We start from the raw sequence: 17,083 nt of genomic DNA, 5'->3' as shown, positions 1-17,083 counted from the left end.
GGACGGTCGGCGTCACCAGAGCCAACGGTCGAGGAACGCCGGCCAGGTGAAGGCTTCGTAGCCCTCGAATGCGGAAGGGTCGATCTCCTTGAGGTCGTCGGCCAGGGCCTGCAGTTCGTTGACTGCGGCGTCTTCGTCCTCGAACGGATCGTCGAGCACCCGGGACCGGCTGAGATGGTGGCCGACGTGGTGGAGGGACCGGAGCCACAGCTCGACGGAGCTGTTGGTGAACCGGGCCTCGCCGGTCCACAGGATGTGGTGGACCTCGCCGGTGATCGGCTGGATGCCGAAGGCCTGCCAGAAGTCGGGGTTCGGCTCGCTCCGGATGATCGCGAGCTTGTAGAACTGTCGGCCGCCGGACGCCAGTAGCTCCGGAGAGGGCCCGCCCTGGTAGCGGACGTGGGTGACGATCTGCTCGGTGATCGGGATTCCGACCTCGGTCAGCAGGCGCTTGGCCTCGGGTGGGATGTCCCACGCGGCGACGGTCCGCCGGGCCGCGCGGTGGACCCTGTCCGGGCCCGCCCAGGTGGTGAGGTCTGCGTGGGTGACCATGACGCCGTCCTGCTCCTCGCCGCCGGGATGCTTTCCAGGGCACTCGGGCCTCGGCCCCTCGGCCTGAACCCTCCTGGACCGGACCGGCCAGTGTCTCGATGGGCAGGAGCGGCCACTTCGGCGTCTTCCGGGTGAGGCATGCCAGCTCGTCCGGCGGTTCGGCACCGTCCCGAATCGATGCGACGTAGGCCCGTGCGTCCTGCGGGCTCAGCCGCGGGGCCTGCTTGCGCAGGTGGCTCATCGCGGCCACGACGCCGGCGGAACGAACGAGCGCGCGCGGAGCTGGGCCTTCGGGGCGACGACGTGGTCGTCCTCCACGACTCGGACCGCGTCGCGCTGCGCCTGCTCCCGTGCGATGTTCTGGTCCGGGTCGCGCCTTGGGGGATCGGGCCGACTCCGCGTTCGAAGTGGAGGTCGACCGACGAGCCGCGCCGACGGTTTCTCAGGCCCGCGTGCCACCGGACGGCAGGCGGAAGGCCCAGGCCGAGACGGCGAGGCCGCTCACCACGACGACCACGGGGATCCAACTCAGGCTCTCGCTCCACGCTGCGGAGACGATGCCCAGGGTGCTCCCGATGCCCACCAGTCCGGCGCCGGCGGCCCACCGTCGGGGCGCCTGCACACGCCCGCCGAACCAGCGGGGCTGATGGCCGTGCATCAGACAGGGCCACGCCTGGACGAGGAAGATTGCCCAGATTGCCGCCACACAGGCCCACCTGTAGGTACTCACGCCCCCACCCCCTCGGGTGACACCCTGTCACCGCGTTCGGGATCATCGCACAGCCGCTGCGCCGGAAGGGCCGGCGGGCTTCGGGTCGGCACGCGCCCGGGCCCGCTGCTGCGACATCCTGCAGCCCGGTTCGGCCCCCGGTCCGCCGCGCGGGTGGACTTCCCGGTCTGACGCCGCAGCCTCACCCGTGGGTCGGCCGCCCCGTCAGACCGGTGCGTCGAGTTCGCGCACCAGGCGGGCCGCTTCGCGGGTCATGATCTCCGGGTCGCGCAGGGCGTTGGCGAGCAGCGACATGCCCTGGTAGGCGCCGACGAGGGTCAGGGCACGGCCCTCCGGGTCGGCGGCGCCGAGGAGGCGGTACTGCTCCTCGACCCAGGTCAGCAGCCGCCGGATCACTCGGGCCGCCGCGAGGTCGAGGCCCCCGTCCGCCCGTTTGTCGACCTCGGCGGCCAGGGTGCCCGTGGGGCAGCCGTAGCGGGCGGTGGTGTCGGGCCGGGCTGCCCATGCGTGGACGAGGCCCTTGAGGCGGTCGCGCGGGTCGGCGAGTCCGTCGAGGCGGCCGGTCAGCGTGTCGAGGTGCCGGGTGTGTTCGTCGAGCGCGGCTTCGACCAGCTCGTCCTTGGTCTTGAAGTAGTAGTAGACGTTGCCGGCCGGCACGTCGGCGGCGCGGGCGATGTCGGCGATGGTCGTGCGTTCCACGCCCTGCTCGTGCAGGACCCGCGCGGTGGCCTCGACCAGCCGCTGTCGCTTCGCCGTGGCCGCGGCCCGGGGGCGGCGGGATTCCGATGAGTCAGTCACCCGACTGACTATAGGCGGCGGAGGGCCGCTCCGGTGTGCTAGCGTCCTGACCCACGAAGTAAGTCAGTCAACTGACTAACTGGAATGGAACCGGGGAGATTTCCATGATCGTTGTGACGGGTGCGACCGGGAACGTCGGGCGCGCGCTGGTCCGCGGCCTCACCGCGGCGGGGGTGCCGGTGACGGCCGTGGCCAGGCACATCACCGCTGCCGACGTGCCGTCCGGTGTGCGGGCGGTGGCGGCAGACCTGGCCGATCCGGCCGGTCTCCAGGACGCCTTCCAGGGGGCCGGAGCGCTGTTCCTGCTGGTGGCCGGCGAGGACCCGCGCGGAGTGCTGGACGCGGCGAAGCGGGCCGGGATCCGCCGGATCGTCCTGCTCTCCTCGCAGGGCGTGGCGACCCGGCCGGACGCGTACCGGCACCCGGGTCTGTTCGAGGCGGCGGTCCGGGAGTCCGGCCTGGAGTGGACGGTGCTGCGGTCGGGCGGGATGGCCACCAATGCGTTCGCCTGGGCCGAGTCGATCCGCGGCCGCCGGCAGGCCGCGGCGCCCTTCGGCGGCGTGGGGCTGCCCTTCGTCGATCCGCAGGACGTCGCCGAGGTCGCGGCCGCCGTGCTGCGCCAGGACGGCCACCAGGGCGCCGTCTACACGCTGACCGGCCCCGCGCCGACCACGCCGCGCGAGCGGGCGGCGGCGATCGCGGCCGCGCTGGGCGAGCCGGTCGACTTCGTCGAGCAGACCCGGGAGCAGGCCCACGCACTGATGGCCGGATTCATGCCGCTGCCCGTGGTCGAGGGCACCCTCGCCATCCTCGGCGAGCCGACCGGCGCCGAGCAGCAGGTGAGCCCCGACGTCGAGCGTGTCCTCGGGCGGGCGCCCGGCACCTTCGCGGCGTGGGCCGAGCGGAACGCCGCAGCCTTCCGGTGACCGTGCCCGGGCCGGCCCGGCGCCTCCTGCACCACCCTCACCCCACCCCCAGATGTCAGTACGGAAGGGAACGGACGATGCCCGTCCAGCAGATCCTCGGTTCGACCATGTACCACCGGGAGTCCGGCGCCGGCGCGCCGATCGTCTTCCTGCACGGCAATCCCACCTCCTCCCACCTGTGGCGCAAGGTGATGCCGGTGGTGGGGCGGGGCCGGTTGCTGGCCCCCGACCTGATCGGCATGGGCGAGTCGGGCAAACCCGGTATCGCCTACACCTTCCACGACCACGCCCGGTACCTGGACGCCTGGTTCGACGCCCTCGATCTCCGGGACGTGGTCCTCGTGGGCCACGACTGGGGCGGGGCCCTGGCCTTCGACTGGGCCGCGCGCCACCCGGAGCGGGTGCGCGGCATCGCGTTCACCGAGACCATCGTCAAGCCCATGACCTGGGAGGAGTTCCCGGAGGGCGGCCGGGAGCTGTTCCGGGCGATCAAGGCCGACGGTGTCGGTGAGGCCATGATCCTGGACGACAACGCCTTCATCGAGCAGGCCCTGCCCGGCACCGTCGCCGAACCCCTCGCCGAGGACGACCTCGACGTCTACCGCAAGCCTTATCCGACCCGGGAGAGCAGGCGGCCGCTGCTGCAGTGGCCGCGCGCGATGCCGTTGGGCGGCGATCCCGCGGACGTCGTCGAGCGGATCGAGGCGTACGGGCGGTGGCTGGAGAGCAGTCCTGACGTGCCGAAGCTGCTGGTCACGTTCGCGCCCGGCCCCGGCGCGATGATGCACGAGGGCATCGTCGCCTGGTGCGCCGCCCACATCGCCGGCCTCACCGTCCAACACTTCGACGTCGATGCCGGGCACCACACGCCGGAGGACCGGCCGGACCTGATCGGACGGGCGATTTCGGCCTGGCTGGACGGGCCGGCCGCCGGGAATCCGTGACGGCGGGGGCCCGCGAGCGGAATCCGGTGCACCATTTGTGAATCCGCAGGTCCGGGCAGGTGCGATGACGGGGCCTCGCCCGAAAGGGGGTCGGCGTGTGAAGGTATGGTGCCTCCCGAAGGAGGCAGTCATGATTGCTGGCCCGGGGTTCTGGGATCTGGAGATCGAGCGAGCGGGCTGGTCGCGTGTCCTCTCGCCGGGGGCCGTCGACTTCCCGGAGATCGGTGGCCGCGGCAGGGTGTGGGGCCGGAACTGCTACGTGCGCGGCCGCGAACGGCTGGTCATCGAGTGGTCCGACCAGGTGTCGATATCCGCCGCCCTCCTCAACGGCAGGCCGTGCCCGGCCGGGTCCGCGGACGAGCTCTCGGCCGCCATAGCGCCGGGCAGCCCGGTCTGACGGGACCGGCGGCAGGGCGTTCCGGACGGCGAAATCGGGCCCTGCGGCTCGCTGTTCGCCGTGTCGAGCCCGCCCGACCCGGCCTCCGGTCACCTCAGCGACCGGGTCGGGCGTCTCTTGTCCGCGACTGGGTCCTCGACGCTCAGGGGCATCACTGCCACCCCACCAGGTGAGTCGTCGACCGTACCCGGGCGTGATCCCTGGCCGGGGAATCCCGGCTGAGCGCCCCTCCGCTCTCCGGCCCGGTGAGGGCCGGCCCGGCCGACGTCGGTGGCGTTTCGGCCGCAGGATGGCAGGGAGGGACCGTGCGGCCGGTGCGGCCGGGACCGGGAGGAGGCGGACATGGTGATCCGGTGTGTCGTCGCGGGGGTGGACGGCTCGCGCGCCAGTCTGAAGGCGCTGGACTGGGCGGCCGACGAAGCCGTTCGCAGGGGCGTGCCCCTGCGGTTGGTCCATGCCTGCCCGTGGGAGCGCTACGAACGGGACGTCGACGACGAGGGCGACCCGATCTCCATCCGTGCCGAGACCAGGGTCCTGGTGGCCGGCGCGCTGGACCGTGCCACCCGTCGCCGGCCGGAGGCGGTGGTCTCGACGGAGGTGCTCCCGGAGGGCGCGGAGACGGCCCTGCTGGGCCTCGCCCACGATGCTCCGCTGCTGGTGGTCGGCTCCCGTGGCCACGGCGGCTTCCCCGGCCTGCTGCTGGGTTCGGTGAGCCTGCGCGTCGCCGCCCGGGCCACGTACCCGGTCGTGGTCGTCCCGGACGTCCCACTGCCGGATCGGCCGCGCGGCCGGGTGGTGCTCGGCGTCGGGGACGAGGCCGGGGCGGCGGTCGGGTTCGCCGTCGAGGAGGCGGGTCTGCGGCGGGCCGAGCTGCACCTGGTGCGCGGGCGCCACCCGGACTCCCACGCCGCGGGTGCGGCCGACGCGGTTCCGGCCGGCGGGTCGGGCGGCTCGGCCGGGGCCGCCGGGGGCTCCTGATCGGGGCTGCCGGGCGCGACCTGCCGCCAGGCGTCACCGTCCACCGCCACGAGGCGACCCGCCGTGCGGCGCACGCCCTCCTGGAGGCCGGAGCCGAGGCCGACCTGGTGGTGGTGGGTTCCGTCCACCGGTCCGGCCGTACCGGTCTGCACCTCGGCCCCGTCAGCCACGCGCTGCTGCACCACGCGCCCTGCCCCGTCGCCGTCGTCCCGGCAGACTGACCGGCGCCGGGCTCGCTCCGGCCCGCTCGAACCCGGCCGGACCCGGCCCGACCCGGTCGGGCGGTCGCGCGGCCCGGCCGGCTGGACCGCGCGGGTGAGCGGCGGGCGGCGGGCGCGTGTCGCCGAGCCCGGGGCGGGCGGCGTGGCCTTGAGTGGGCGAGATGTCGGCGACCGCCGGCGGCCCGTCGCGGGCAGCGGTCCGTGTGCGTGGGGACCACGAGTCGAGCGGAGGCGCGATGTACCAGCCGGAGACCGATCCCGTCGAGGGTGCGGAGACCGATCCTGTCGAGGGTGACGCGGTGGTGGTGATCGAGGCGGGGTCGCACGTGAACGTGCGGGCGGCGGAGGCCATCGGCCGGGCCGCGGCAGGGCATGTGCGGCGTGCGGCCAGCGGGATCGCGCTGGATCTGGCCGGGACGGTCACCCTCGACCGGGCCGGCGCCGAGGTGCTGGCGGAGGCCTTCCAGGAACTGGCCGGGGCAGGCGTCGGCGTCGCGGTGTTCGGGCCGTCGCCGGAGGTCGAGCAGGCGGTGCACGTGGCGGGCATCAGCCGGCGCGCCACCGTCTGCGACACCCGGGCCGAGGCGCTGGCGCTGCTGGGCGCGCACTGACACATTCCCGTCCGGCACCGCTCCGGACCTGTGCTGCGGGGCGGGCCGAGCACCAGGCGTCTGGACTGTTCGTCCAGTCTGGACGTACAGTCCAGGCATGGAGACCGAGAACCGCGACCCCCGGGTGCAGAGGTGGGACCCGGTGTGCCGGGCCGTCGCGCTGCTGCTCGGCCCGTACGCCGAGGTCGTCCTCCACGACCCGCGCACCGACCGGGTGCTGGAGATCTGGAACCCGATGACCTCCCGCAGCGCGGGCGATCCGTCGATGCTCGGCGAGCTGGACGCGCTCGACCCGTCCGCCCGCGACGTCTTCGGGCCGTACGAGAAGCTGCTCGCGGACGGCCGCCGGCTCTCCTCGGTCAGCGCGGTCCTGCGCGATGCGGACGGCGAACCCTCGGCCGTGCTGTGCATCAACCTCGATCGCACGCCGCTGGAGCGTGCGGCGGCGGTGCTCTCCGCCTTCGGCGCGCCCGCCGAACCGCGGCCCGAGCCGCTTTTCGACCAGGACTGGTCCGAGCGCGTCCGGCACATCGTCGGCGGCCACGTCCGGGAGACCGGCCGCCCCGTCGAACGGATGACCCGTCAGGACCGCCTCGCGGTTCTCGGCCTGATGGACGAGGCCGGGGTGTTCGCCGTACGGCGGGCCGCACCGGTGGTCGCCGAGGCCCTGCAGGTCTCCCGCTCCACCGTCTACGGCCTGCTGGCCGAGCTCAGAACACCCCGCACGGAGGACCCGTCACGATGACCCGGCTGCCCGACTTCCGCCTGGAAACCTACTTCTCCCGCTGGGAGTTCACTGCCCGCCACCACCTCACCGCCTCCGACGTCCAGACCATGACGCTCGGCGAGCTGCTCGCCCTCGCGGACGACGAGGACCGGGCCGCCTTCGAGAACCTGCCGCTCGGCTACACCGAGACCTTCGGCGACCCGGCCCTGCGGGAGGTGATCGCCCGGACGTACGACCACGCCGTCGCCGACGACGTGATCTGCTTCGCCGGCGCCGAGGAGGCCCTCTACCTCGCGATGAACGTCCTGCTCGGCCCGGGCGACCACGCCGTGGTGGTGACCCCCAACTACCAGGCGGCCGAGACCGTGCCGCTGGCCCTGTGCGAGGTCACCGGCGTGGCCCTCGACCCCGACCGGGACTGGGCGCTGGACCTCGACTGGGTCGCGGACGCGATACGGCCCACCACCCGGGTCGTCTCGGTGAACTTCCCCAACAACCCCACCGGCAAGGTCGTCGACCCCGGCGAATTCGCCGCCCTCGCCCGCCTCTGCGACGAGCGCGGGGTCCACCTGTTCAGCGACGAGGTGTACCGCGGCCTGGAGCGCGACCCCGCCCGCGTGCTGCCGCAGGCGGCCGACCTGTCCGAGCGCGCACTGTCCCTGAACGTGACCTCCAAGTCACTGGGCCTGCCGGGGTTGCGGATCGGCTGGATCACCTGCCGCGACCGCGCGCTGCGCGCCCGGCTGGAGCGGGCCAAGCACTACACCACCATCTGCAACTCCGCGCCCAGCGAGGTGCTGGCCCGCATCGCGCTGAAGGCCCGTGCCACGATCCTGGACCGCAACCGGGCCCTGATCGCCGCCAACCTGCCGCTCTTCGACGCGTTCTTCGCAGAGTTCGCGGACGACTTCCAGTGGCAGGCCCCGGACGGCGGCTGCGTCGCCTACCCCCGCTACCTCGGTCCCGACGGGGTGGAGGAGTTCTGCACGCGGCTGGTGGAGGAGGCGGGCGTCCTGCTGCTGCCGGCGAGCATCTACCGCTCCGAGCTCACCCCGACCCCGGCCGACCGCTTCCGGATCGGCATCGGCCGCCGGCAGCCGGAACGGGGCCTCGCTGCCTTCGCCGACTGGCTGCGGGCCCGGCGCTGACCCGCGCCTTCACGTGCGTGTTCACCGCGGCGGACCGCCCGCCGCCCCCGGAGGCACCGGACGGGGTGCGGCTGCCGGGGGCGGCGGGCGGCGACGGCCTGGTTCAGCACTGCGGCCGCTTGCCGTGGTTCGCGGCGTGGTTGCGACGGGCCTTCTTCTTGCGGCGCCTCTTCGACGACATGACCTGTGCTCCTTTCGACCGGGCGGTTCGGGCCCCCATCCAACGTGCCACCTCCGCGTCCGGTCGGCGCGTCGGCGGCGGTTCGGGCCCGGACGGGAGGCACGGCGCACCGGGGGAAGGCCGCAGTCCGCCGGGGCTGCTGCCGGCCCGTCGCGCTGGGATAAGGTCGCGGGGATCAGTAGCCGTACGGGAGGGGACCGGCCCGCGCCATGTCCAGAGAACTCGCCAAAGCGTCCCGGGTGCGGATCAGCGAGCTGACGCCCGACGCCGACCTCTACCTCGGCGTGCACATCACCGGGCCCGGGCTGTCCTTCGACATCAGTTGCTTCGGTCTCGACGCCGACGAGAAGCTGAGCGACGACCGCTACTTCGTCTTCTTCAACCAGCCGGCCAGCCCCGAGCAGTCGATCCGGCTGCTGGGCGCGCAGAACGGTGACAGCGAGTCGTTCGCGGTGGCCCTGCGAGCCGTGCCGGAGGCCGTCCACAAGCTGGCGCTGACCGCCACCCTCGACGGCGACGGGCAGATGTCGCAGGTCGCCTCCGGGTACGTGCGGATCGTGGCGGGCGGGGCGGAGGTCGGCCGCTACAGCTTCACCGGCGCGGAGTTCTCCACGGAACGGGCCGTGATGCTGGCCGACGTGTACCGGCGCGGCGGCGAATGGCGGTTCGCGGCGGTCGGCCAGGGGTTCGACGGCGGCCTGCGAGCCCTGCTGGAGAACTTCGGCGGCGAGGCGCTCGACGAGGACGAGCCGGCCGCCGAGGCCGCCCCTCCAGTGCCTGCTCCTGCGCCGGTGCCCGCTCCCGCGCCGGTGCCTGCTCCTGCACCGGCGTACGACGCGACCCTGGTCGCGCTGCCCGCGCAACCGCTCCAGCCCCCGTCCGTGCCCCCGTCCGTGCCGCCGTCCGGGCCCGCTGCCCCGGTGGGCTTCGGCGTGGAGCCGGCTCCCGCGCCGGCCGGCGTGCAGGTCTCGCTGACCAAGTACGCCGAGGTGCCGGAGAGCCCGGGCTGGGTGAAGCAGAACGACAAGCTCGTCCGGATCACGCTGACCAAGGGCCAGGACGTCCTCGCCCTGCAGGGCAGCATGGTCGCCTACCAGGGCAAGGCCGACTTCGCGTACGAGGGCTCCGGCATGCTGCGCAAGCTGGTCGGTAACCTGACCGGCCAGCAGCTGAAGCTGATGCGGATCACCGGCGAGGGCCAGGTCTTCCTCGCCGACGAGGCCTGCGACCTGCACGTCGTCCGGCTGGAGGGCGACTCGCTCTGCGTCGGCTCGGACCGGGTGCTGGCCTTCGAGGCGGGCCTGGAGCACGAGGTCCGCCGGATCGAGGGGGAGGGGCTGCCCAACGGCGGCTTCTTCACCCTCCAGTTCAGCGGGCACGGCACGGTCGTGGTGAAGACCAACGGTGTCCCCGTGGTGCTGCCCGTCACCCCTGCCCCGGAGACGTACGCGGACGTGCAGGCGCTGGTGGCCTGGTCGCGCGGGTCGCAGGTGATCACCACGGCGCCGGTGCGGATCCGCCGCTCCGCGTACGCCGGGCACGCGGCCGAGTCCTACAGCCTGCAGTTCCGCGGTGCGCCGGGGAACTTCGTCGTCGTCCAGCCGTTCGAGGTCTGAGGTCCGGGAGAAGTCATGCAGGCACAGTTCCTCGCAGGTGGCGGGCTGGACGGGTACCGGGCCGCCGACACCGCGGCGCGGATGAGCAACCACGGCACGCAGATGTGCCGGGTCGCGCTGACGGCCGGGGCGGACGTGTACGCCAAGGCCGGGGCGATGGTCGCGTACGACGGCTTCCTGCAGTACGAGCCGGTCTCGCAGACCTTCCGCCGGGCGCTCGGCGAGTGGGCCTCCGGCGAGCGGAACCCGCTGCTGCGCTGGATGGGCGACGGTGCGCTCTACCTCGCCGACGCGGGCGCCGACGTGCTCAACCTGCACCTCGCAGGGGAGTCCCTGTCGGTCAACGGCACCCACCTGCTGGCGATGGACGCCACCCTGAGCTGCTCCGTGGAGAAGGTGCGCGGCGCGGCACTGCTGGCCGGCACCGGCCTCTACAACGTCACGGCCTCCGGCACCGGGTGGGTCTCCGTCACCTCCCGCGGGGTGCCCGTGGTGCTGGACTGCGCCGAGGCCGAGACCTACGTCGACCCGGACGCCCTGGTCGCCTGGACGACCGGGCTGGAGGTCCGCACCCGGCGCACGGTCAAGGTCGGGTCGCTGGTCGGCCGCGGCAGCGGAGAGGCCCTGCAGCTCGGCTTCCGCGGCACCGGCTTCGTGGTCGTGCAGCCCAGCGAGGACACCGCCGACCGCCTCAAGATCCGCGGCTGAGAACGAGTTCGAGGAGCCCCTCCGTGCAGAGCCCCCTCCTGGCGCACACCGCCGGCACCGGCACCGACCGCTTCGCGCTGCAGAACGCGCAGATGCTGCGGGTCGCACTCGACGGCCGGTCCGAGGTGCTGGCCCGCACCGGCGCGATGGTCGCGCACGTCGGCAAGATCGCCTTCACCGCCTGGACGCCGCCCTCCGGGAACCGGCGGGCACCGCGGCGCGACCCCGGTGTGCTCGACATGATGCGCTGCGCCGGGACGGGCACCGTCTACCTGGCCAATCTGGCCCAGCACCTGCACATCCTGCCGCTGCGCGACGAACGGCTGGTGGTCGCCAACAGCTTCGTGCTGGCGCTCGACACCTCGCTGGCCTGGCACACCGTGGCGCTCGACAACGGCGACCGGATCGCCGGGGTGGGCGCGCAGTGCCTGGAGTTCTCCGGCACCGGGAGCCTGGTGCTGATGACCTCGGGCCGCCCCCTGGTGCTGCCGGTCGAGCCCGGCCGCTACGTGTACGGCGACGCCGATGCGGTGGTCGGCTGGTCGTCCGGGCTGGAGGTGCAGCTGCAGGCGCAGAGCAGCAACACCGAGGCGTGGCGCCGCCACGGCACCGCCACGGAGGGCTGGGAGCTGGCCTTCACCGGTCGCGGCCATGTGATCGTCCAGCCGAGCGAGCTCCTGCCGCCCCGGCGGGTGCCCCGCGGCTGACTCGCCCACCTCGCAGCCCTCGTCGGCGTCGCAATCCTCGCAGTCCTCGCAGCCCTCGTCGGCGTCGCCGGGGTCAGGCCTGCGGGTGGACCTGCTGCCAGCCGTCCAGCGACCTCGTGACGAACGGGGTCACCCGGTAGACCTTCCGCATCCAGACGGACGCGCCCGTCCCGTAGTCGGCGAGCTCCTCCAGTGCCTCCTCCTCGGAGTCGTACGCGTACGACTTGCCCTTGCGATTGACGATCTTCCACTCCACCGACGGCATGCTCTCAAGACCCACGGACGGACCCTTTCCACCACTCCGGTCGATCCTCCGATGATCGATCCCGCACGGACCCTAGCGTCGGGGGCGACGGCCCGGCAGGTCATTTCCGCCGCGGCCGGACCGGTCCGCACCCCTCGCCGTCAGCCGCCGAGCGGCACCGCCTGCGGGAAGCGGAACATCCCGGTCGGGTCGTAGCTGCGTTTGACGCTCCGCAGCCGGGCCGCGTTCGCGCCGTAGTAGGCCTGCTCCCAGCCGTCCAGCCGGGGGTCCACGTAGTTCTGGTAGGCCTGGCCGCTCGCGTAGGGGCGCATCGCCGTCCAGACGCCGTCCAGCCAGCTCCACGAGCGGTCGGCGCCGGTGCCCCCGGTCACCCCGGCCGGGTAGTTGGCGGTGTACTGCGCGGTGAAGAGGCCGTTCCGGTGGACGAACGCGGTGTCCGCCGCACCGACCCGGTTGATCGCGCCGCCCAGGGCGTCGAAGGCCACCCCGGCGCTGCCGCCCTGCGGGCCGGTGCGCGGGTAGCGGTCGATCGCGGCGACCAGGGCACGGGCGCCGGCGGCGTCGAGCGGCCGGGTGAAGACGTCCGACTTGGCGCCGTAGGACTCGCGCGACAGCCGGCCGGCCGGGTTCTGGCCGGGCAGGCTGCCGGGCAGGTGGGAGGCGGCCTGCGAGTACCCGGAGACACCGCCCATCGCCTGCATGGTCGCCAGGTAGGACGCCGTGTGCAGCTTCGGGGCGGCCGGGGCGACGGCCAACCGGTCGATCAGGTTCGCGAGTTCGTCCTTGGGGCCGAGGTAGTTGACCGTACTGCCCAGCTGGGTCCGCCCGTCCGCCCACACCAGCAGGTGCAGGTCCGCCCAGAGCGCGTCCGGCGCCGCCGGTGCCCAGGCCTGCCAGGCGCCGATCACGGCGGCCGCCTGGGACCACGGCCAGCTCAGGAACGCGTACGAGCAGTCCGCGGCCGGATGGGTCCGGAAGGAGAACGAGGTGACGATCCCGAAGTTGCCGCCGCCCCCGCCGCGCAGCGCCCAGAAGAGATCCGGATCGTGCGAGGCGTCGACCGTCCGGACCCGGCCGTCGGCCGTCACCACCTCCGCCCCGGTGAGGCTGTCGCAGGTCAGCCCGTAGGCCCGGCCGGTGACGCCGATGCCGCCGCCGAGCGTGAGGCCCGCGACGCCGACCGACGGGCAGCTCCCGGCGGGCACCGTGACACCCGCGGCGGCCAGCCCGGTGTAGACGTCGATGAGCCGCGCCCCGGCACCGACCCGCGCCCCGGCCGCACTGCCCGAGACACCGGCCAGTCGGCTCACGTCGATCACCAGCCCGTCCCCGGACGACCAGCCGGCATAGCTGTGCCCGCCGCTGCGCGCCGCCACCGGCAGGCCGTACCGCTGGGCGAAGGCCAGGCAGGTGGCCACGTCCTCGGCGTGCCCGGGGTAGGCCACGGCCTGCGGGCGGAGGGCGTCGTACTGCGGCTGGAACAGCCGGCCGGCGGCGGAGTACCGGGCGTCTCCCGGGCGGATCAGCTGCCCGTCCAGGCTCTGGGCCAGCCCCGCCCAGTCGGCGGCCTTCGGCGGGCCGGGGGAGGCGGACACCGGCGCGCTCGCGGACGGCGACGGGCCGGTGGAACCGGCGGCCCGCGGCGACCGCTGCGGCGCGGGCCCGCTGCCCGCGCACCCGGCCAGGCCCACGCCACTGGCCGCGCCCAGCACGCCGGCCCCCAGGACGGCCCTGCGGGAGACGGTCCGATCGTCCATGCGCTGGCTCGCTCTCTCAGCTCGGCCCGGTCGGTGCGGGGCACCTGCCGCCATTCGCCGGCCACCGGTACGGGGCCGTCGGCCAAGCCTAGGCCTTGCCCCGCACGGCTTCACCGGCCGCCCGCACCCGCAGCGACGGGAGGCAGCGACAGGAGGCCGGCCGGGTGCCGGGTGCCGGGTGCCGGGTGCCAGGTCACGACGGCCGATGCTCAGAAGATGCTCAAGAGGCCTCCCGTGGGCACCCCGCGGTCTGCCAGCATGGGCGCGCTCGCTCAGCAGGACGTTCAGGGGGTTCCATGGCAGGGATCGAGGACGCCGGACCGCCGGTGCTGCAACCGTGCCCGAGCTGCGGGCTCGCGGACCAGGTCGCCGGTGTCCCGGCGGTGTACCTCGCGGGGCGGGACAGCGTCAGGGTCACGACGCCGGCCCGCTTCGACGAGGCGGAGCAGACGGTCACCCGTGAGGTGACGACGGCGTTGTCCCAGGCCCTGGCCCCCGCTCCGCAGCGGCTGACGACATCGCTCGGGGGCTGTGCCGGCGTGCTCCTGGTGATGGTGTCGGTCGGGACGTTCCTCGGGGGCGGCCTCGCCGGCCACTGGTTCAGTGACGGGGCCGGGGCGACCGACCCGCGGAGCACCCCGTTCGATCCCACCCCGTTCGATCCCACGACGGTCACGTCGTCACCGCACCAGGACTTCGCCTTCCTCGGATGGATCTCGGCGCTCGCGATGGTGGCGGCGGTCGCGCTCTTCGTCCATACCGCGCGGCGGCGGTCGGCCCACGCCCGGCTGATGGCGGGGCAGGCGGCCGCGGAGCGGCTCTGGTCACAGGGCTGGTACTGCCGGCGGTGCGGCAGCGTCCACTTCCGCGCCGAGTCGGGCGGTCGGGCGCTCAGCCTCCAGGAGTTCCGGGCGATGGTCTGGCAGGCCGGAGGGTACGGCCACCTCGTCGACCGCACGCCGGTGGCCGGGTGACGCGGACGTTCACCGCACCGCATCGAGCCCACTGCGCGAGCGACAGTGTGCAGCCGTTCAGGCCCCGGTGCCCCCGGCGTCGCCGGGGCCTCCGCCCCGCAGCAGCTCCACCTCCGCCTCGAGTTCGGCGACCCGGGACTCCAGCCGCTGCACGTCCTGGAGGGCGTCCCGGCGCCCCTCCTTGTTGCGCTTGGCGACCTCGCTGAGCGTGTCGACACGGTCGGCGAAGGCGTCGCGTTCGTCGGCGATCGGCTGCACGACCTGGACGGCGACGACCTCGGCGATCCAGCTCACCCATGCACCGATGTGCCGCTCGCCCTCGGGGCCCTGGAGCACGGCGCCCTGCAGCCCCGTGACCATGGCCGGGCGGATGGTGTCGGCGATGCGCTCCTGCGGGCCGAGCGGCTCGGGCACTGCTGCTCCTGCAATGTCGGTACGGACGGCCCCCGGAGATCGGTCCGGTGCCGGTACCACCGATCCTCCCATGCGCCGCGCCCGGCCATCGCGGCGCCGCGGCGGTCGACCGTCCGCGAGCGGCCCGGCGTCCGGTTCAGGGCCCCGGTTCAGGCCTCCGGGGCCGGATCCTGCAACGGCTCGGGCTCGTGGGTGAGGAAGTGCGGGCCGGCCTCCCGCAGCATCAGGAACCGCCCGCGTCGTGCACCTTGCTCAGCGGTGTCCCCCGCGGCCCGAAGCCGACGAGGAGTAGAAGCGGACCGCCCCCTGGTTCCGCGCGAGGATGCCGGCATGGAGGACCGTCACCCCGCGATCCGCGGCTGCCCGCTCGGCCGCCGCCACCAGGGCAGACCCCACCCCTGGCCGCGATGCCCGTCCAGCCCCACGGTGTGGATCTCGGCCGCGCGGCGCGGCACCAGGATCTGATGGTCAGGGGCTCCGCCGGCAGGACGACCTCCACCATGCCCACCGCCTCACCCGCCGCCTCGGCGACCAGGATCACCACGGTGGACCCGTGGGCGAGCACCCCCTCGAAGTACCCGCGCACGGCCTCGACGTCGGGCATGCGGTGGACCCCGGGATCGAGATCGAGATGCCTCGCCGCATTCGCGAGACGCAGACGGACGAGTGCGGGCACGTCGTCCCGCTCCGCGGCCCCGATCACGATCGACATGTGCCGGAGCCCGCCACCCCGCCTTCCCCGCCACAAGGCGACCGGGACCCCTCCCGCGGCTGCGGAGAAAGGTCGGCGGGTGCTGCAACGCAACCGCGGGCCGTCCGCGTTAGCCAGGCATGGACCACTCACCGACGACCGATCAGGAACCACCGGGGCCACTCGACTTCATGGAGTTCGCCGCAGGCTGCGCCGGGCACCTGCAGAAGACGGCGTACCTCCTCACCGGCGGTGATCTCCACCTCGCCGAGGATCTCGTGCAGGAGGCACTGAGCCGGATGTTCGTCCGCTGGCGCAGGCTCTCCCGCGTGGAGAACCCCGCCGGCTACGCCCACACCGTCCTGGTCAACACCTTCCTCTCGCTCCGCCGCCGGCGCAGCAGTACCGAACGGGTGACCTTCGAGTTCCCCGAGATCGCGGTCACCGACGCCGACCCCGCGGTGCGCCTGACCCTGCTGCGGGCCCTCCAGTCCCTCTCCGCCCGGGACCGCGCGGTCCTGGTGCTCCGCTTCTGGGAGGACCGCAGCGTCGAGGACACCGCGGCGGTGCTGCGCCTGAGCGCCACCGCCGTCCGTTCGCGCAGTCACCGGGCGCTGAACCGGATACGCGACCTGCTCGGCGACGGCTTCGTCGAGCGGACCACGGCCGAACCGCGGTGACCGGCGTCCACCGCGCCGATCTCCCGCCACCCGTGGACCTTCCGTCACCCGCGAGCCCTCCGCCACCCGCAGACCCGCTGTCACCTGTCGGACCTCCGGCACCGTCCGACCCCCCGACGTTCCCACCAGATCTGGAAGCAGGCCTCCGCCATGCCCTTTGAGGACGAATTCAGTCACGCCCTGCGGGAGACCGCCGAGGCCTCGCCACCCGCCCGGCTCGGGCTGATCGCGACCGGTGCCGCCGAGCGGGGACGGCGCCGCAAGCGCCGGCGCGCCCTGACCGCGAGCGTCGCCACCGTGGCCGCGGTGGCGTGTGCGGGCATGCTGGCATTCCAGCTGCGCCCCGCGAACGGGCCGACCGGCCCGCTCGACCCCGGGCGGTCCGCCGGTCCGGCCTCTGCTGCCCCCGCCTCCGCGTCCGCGTCCGCCTCGACCGGTCCCTCGCCCTCCGCGGCCACCGGTCCCGCCCAGCTCCTGGAGGTCCTCCGCGCGAAACTGCCCGCAGGTCTCCAGGCCAGCCGTCCGATGTCGTCGGGCCGCGGCACCTCGGGACCGGGCGCAGGCCTGCTGGAGGTCGGCTACACGATCACGAACGGCACGGGCACCGGTAGCGTCCAGGTCACGGTCAACCGCGTCGCACCGGGGGCGCTCCAGGATGCCGATGGCGCCTGTGAGCCCGGACTCGCCGGCTGCACCTCCGTCAGGCAGTCCGACGGGGGCCGTCTGAGGATCTACCGGCCGGCCCGGGCGGCCGGTGGCGAGCAGACCGCGGACGCCACCTTGCGGCGGCCGGACGGGACGGTGGTCTCGGTCAGTGCGGGCAACCTGCCCGGTCCCGGCTCCGGCCGGACGGAGCCCTACCCCAATGCGCCGCTGCTGACCGCGGAACAGCTCGGCGCCCTCGCCCTCGACCCGGTCTGGCAGCCGTTCGCCGCGAGCCTGCCCGTGCGCTGACCCTCCGCGAAGCCGGGGACGCCGGAAGGGACGGTGGCGGGGACGGTGCCATCGAGGGGCAGCGAGGGTGACGGTCGCGCGGGGCGCCAGCCGACGTCCGGGCA

23 protein-coding genes and 1 pseudogene are annotated in these 17,083 nt (G+C 73.9%); 16 read left to right on the top strand and 8 right to left on the bottom strand.

The features are described 5' to 3' along the window. Positions 1 to 12 precede the first annotated feature (12 nt). Positions 13 to 552 (bottom strand): SUKH-4 family immunity protein, encoded by a 540-nt coding sequence (locus ABEB13_RS03760; protein ID WP_345704267.1) that lies wholly within the window; start codon positions 550 to 552, stop codon positions 13 to 15. Between the two features lie 282 nt (positions 553 to 834). On the opposite strand from ABEB13_RS03760, the pseudogene ABEB13_RS03755 reads away from it, so the two are divergent. Continuing rightward, positions 835 to 983 (top strand): annotated as a pseudogene (locus tag ABEB13_RS03755) (aminoglycoside phosphotransferase family protein); the annotation flags it as partial. An 11-nt stretch (positions 984 to 994) separates the two neighbouring features. Here the strand turns inward: ABEB13_RS03755 and ABEB13_RS03750 are convergent. Then, complete coding sequence (locus tag ABEB13_RS03750) at positions 995 to 1,282, bottom strand: hypothetical protein (protein ID WP_345710000.1); 288 nt, start codon at positions 1,280 to 1,282, stop codon at positions 995 to 997. A 204-nt stretch (positions 1,283 to 1,486) separates the two neighbouring features. Next, the gene (locus tag ABEB13_RS03745) at positions 1,487 to 2,080 is read right to left on the bottom strand and encodes a TetR/AcrR family transcriptional regulator (RefSeq protein WP_345704266.1); all 594 of its coding nucleotides are present in this window, start codon (positions 2,078 to 2,080) and stop codon (positions 1,487 to 1,489) included. Between the two features lie 104 nt (positions 2,081 to 2,184). Between ABEB13_RS03745 and ABEB13_RS03740 the strand changes: the two genes are divergently transcribed. From ABEB13_RS03740 to ABEB13_RS03705, 8 genes are all read left to right on the top strand, one after another. Continuing rightward, positions 2,185 to 3,006, top strand: a complete 822-nt coding sequence (locus ABEB13_RS03740) for an SDR family oxidoreductase (protein WP_345704265.1) — start codon at positions 2,185 to 2,187, stop codon at positions 3,004 to 3,006. Between the two features lie 77 nt (positions 3,007 to 3,083). Further along, on the top strand, positions 3,084 to 3,950 hold the full coding sequence (locus ABEB13_RS03735; protein ID WP_345704264.1) for a haloalkane dehalogenase: 867 nt from the start codon (positions 3,084 to 3,086) through the stop codon (positions 3,948 to 3,950). A 130-nt stretch (positions 3,951 to 4,080) separates the two neighbouring features. Further along, positions 4,081 to 4,347 carry a hypothetical protein gene (locus ABEB13_RS03730; protein ID WP_345704263.1) on the top strand — a complete coding sequence of 89 codons (267 nt, stop codon included), beginning with the start codon at positions 4,081 to 4,083 and terminating at the stop codon, positions 4,345 to 4,347. 342 nt (positions 4,348 to 4,689) lie between these two features. Continuing rightward, positions 4,690 to 5,325: a universal stress protein gene (locus tag ABEB13_RS03725; RefSeq protein WP_345704262.1), complete on the top strand. Its 636-nt coding sequence runs from the start codon at positions 4,690 to 4,692 to the stop codon at positions 5,323 to 5,325. Next, complete coding sequence (locus ABEB13_RS03720) at positions 5,322 to 5,546, top strand: universal stress protein (protein ID WP_345709525.1); 225 nt, start codon at positions 5,322 to 5,324, stop codon at positions 5,544 to 5,546. Before ABEB13_RS03725 ends, ABEB13_RS03720 begins: the two co-directional genes overlap by 4 nt. 236 nt (positions 5,547 to 5,782) lie before the next feature. Then, a complete protein-coding gene (locus tag ABEB13_RS03715) occupies positions 5,783 to 6,157 on the top strand; it encodes an STAS domain-containing protein (protein WP_157819003.1) in 375 nt (124 codons plus the stop codon). 97 nt (positions 6,158 to 6,254) lie between these two features. Beyond that, positions 6,255 to 6,902 (top strand): helix-turn-helix transcriptional regulator, encoded by a 648-nt coding sequence (locus ABEB13_RS03710; protein WP_345704261.1) that lies wholly within the window; start codon positions 6,255 to 6,257, stop codon positions 6,900 to 6,902. Next, complete coding sequence (locus ABEB13_RS03705) at positions 6,899 to 8,032, top strand: aminotransferase class I/II-fold pyridoxal phosphate-dependent enzyme (protein WP_345704260.1); 1,134 nt, start codon at positions 6,899 to 6,901, stop codon at positions 8,030 to 8,032. The genes ABEB13_RS03710 and ABEB13_RS03705 overlap by 4 nt, the downstream gene beginning before the upstream one ends. A 103-nt stretch (positions 8,033 to 8,135) precedes the next feature. On the opposite strand, the gene ABEB13_RS41085 is transcribed toward ABEB13_RS03705, so the two are convergent. After that, the gene (locus ABEB13_RS41085; protein ID WP_465262253.1) at positions 8,136 to 8,213 is read right to left on the bottom strand and encodes a hypothetical protein; all 78 of its coding nucleotides are present in this window, start codon (positions 8,211 to 8,213) and stop codon (positions 8,136 to 8,138) included. Between the two features lie 209 nt (positions 8,214 to 8,422). Between ABEB13_RS41085 and ABEB13_RS03700 the strand changes: the two genes are divergently transcribed. The 3 genes from ABEB13_RS03700 to ABEB13_RS03690 are packed head-to-tail and all read left to right on the top strand — an operon-like array spanning position 8,423 to position 11,244. After that, positions 8,423 to 9,829, top strand: coding sequence for a TerD family protein (locus ABEB13_RS03700; RefSeq protein WP_345704259.1), 1,407 nt, complete (start codon positions 8,423 to 8,425; stop codon positions 9,827 to 9,829). Between the two features lie 15 nt (positions 9,830 to 9,844). Beyond that, complete coding sequence (locus tag ABEB13_RS03695; protein WP_100892172.1) at positions 9,845 to 10,537, top strand: AIM24 family protein; 693 nt, start codon at positions 9,845 to 9,847, stop codon at positions 10,535 to 10,537. A gap of 23 nt (positions 10,538 to 10,560) precedes the next feature. Continuing rightward, the gene (locus ABEB13_RS03690) at positions 10,561 to 11,244 is read left to right on the top strand and encodes an AIM24 family protein (protein ID WP_345704258.1); all 684 of its coding nucleotides are present in this window, start codon (positions 10,561 to 10,563) and stop codon (positions 11,242 to 11,244) included. A 73-nt stretch (positions 11,245 to 11,317) separates the two neighbouring features. Here ABEB13_RS03690 and ABEB13_RS03685 read toward each other — a convergent pair whose 3' ends face one another. Both ABEB13_RS03685 and ABEB13_RS03680 read right to left on the bottom strand, forming a co-directional pair. Further along, complete coding sequence (locus ABEB13_RS03685) at positions 11,318 to 11,524, bottom strand: hypothetical protein (protein ID WP_345704257.1); 207 nt, start codon at positions 11,522 to 11,524, stop codon at positions 11,318 to 11,320. Positions 11,525 to 11,649: 125 nt separating this feature from the next. Continuing rightward, a complete protein-coding gene (locus tag ABEB13_RS03680; protein ID WP_345704256.1) occupies positions 11,650 to 13,266 on the bottom strand; it encodes an FAD-binding oxidoreductase in 1,617 nt (538 codons plus the stop codon). Positions 13,267 to 13,562: 296 nt separating this feature from the next. On the opposite strand from ABEB13_RS03680, the gene ABEB13_RS03675 reads away from it, so the two are divergent. Continuing rightward, entirely contained in the window at positions 13,563 to 14,240 is a 678-nt protein-coding gene (locus ABEB13_RS03675) for a hypothetical protein (protein WP_345704255.1), read from the top strand. A gap of 57 nt (positions 14,241 to 14,297) precedes the next feature. On the opposite strand, the gene ABEB13_RS03670 is transcribed toward ABEB13_RS03675, so the two are convergent. Together ABEB13_RS03670 and ABEB13_RS40240 are read right to left on the bottom strand one after the other, a co-directional pair. Further along, positions 14,298 to 14,654, bottom strand: a complete 357-nt coding sequence (locus tag ABEB13_RS03670; protein WP_345704254.1) for a hypothetical protein — start codon at positions 14,652 to 14,654, stop codon at positions 14,298 to 14,300. 252 nt (positions 14,655 to 14,906) lie between these two features. Further along, positions 14,907 to 15,035, bottom strand: a complete 129-nt coding sequence (locus tag ABEB13_RS40240; RefSeq protein ID WP_425559949.1) for a hypothetical protein — start codon at positions 15,033 to 15,035, stop codon at positions 14,907 to 14,909. On the opposite strand from ABEB13_RS40240, the gene ABEB13_RS03665 reads away from it, so the two are divergent. The 3 genes from ABEB13_RS03665 (at position 14,985) to ABEB13_RS03655 (ending at position 16,979) form a co-directional block, all read left to right on the top strand. Then, positions 14,985 to 15,119, top strand: a complete 135-nt coding sequence (locus tag ABEB13_RS03665) for a hypothetical protein (protein ID WP_345704253.1) — start codon at positions 14,985 to 14,987, stop codon at positions 15,117 to 15,119. The two genes, ABEB13_RS40240 and ABEB13_RS03665, sit on opposite strands and share 51 nt — an antisense overlap. 417 nt (positions 15,120 to 15,536) lie before the next feature. Next, positions 15,537 to 16,025, top strand: coding sequence for a SigE family RNA polymerase sigma factor (locus ABEB13_RS03660; RefSeq protein ID WP_345704252.1), 489 nt, complete (start codon positions 15,537 to 15,539; stop codon positions 16,023 to 16,025). Between the two features lie 150 nt (positions 16,026 to 16,175). Next, the gene (locus ABEB13_RS03655; RefSeq protein ID WP_345704251.1) at positions 16,176 to 16,979 is read left to right on the top strand and encodes a hypothetical protein; all 804 of its coding nucleotides are present in this window, start codon (positions 16,176 to 16,178) and stop codon (positions 16,977 to 16,979) included. The last annotated feature ends 104 nt before the right edge of the window (positions 16,980 to 17,083 follow it).

Origin of the sequence: Kitasatospora paranensis (assembly GCF_039544005.1) — a bacterium.
GTDB lineage: Bacteria > Actinomycetota > Actinomycetes > Streptomycetales > Streptomycetaceae > Kitasatospora > Kitasatospora paranensis.
This window is presented reverse-complemented; position numbering and strand designations above follow the sequence as displayed.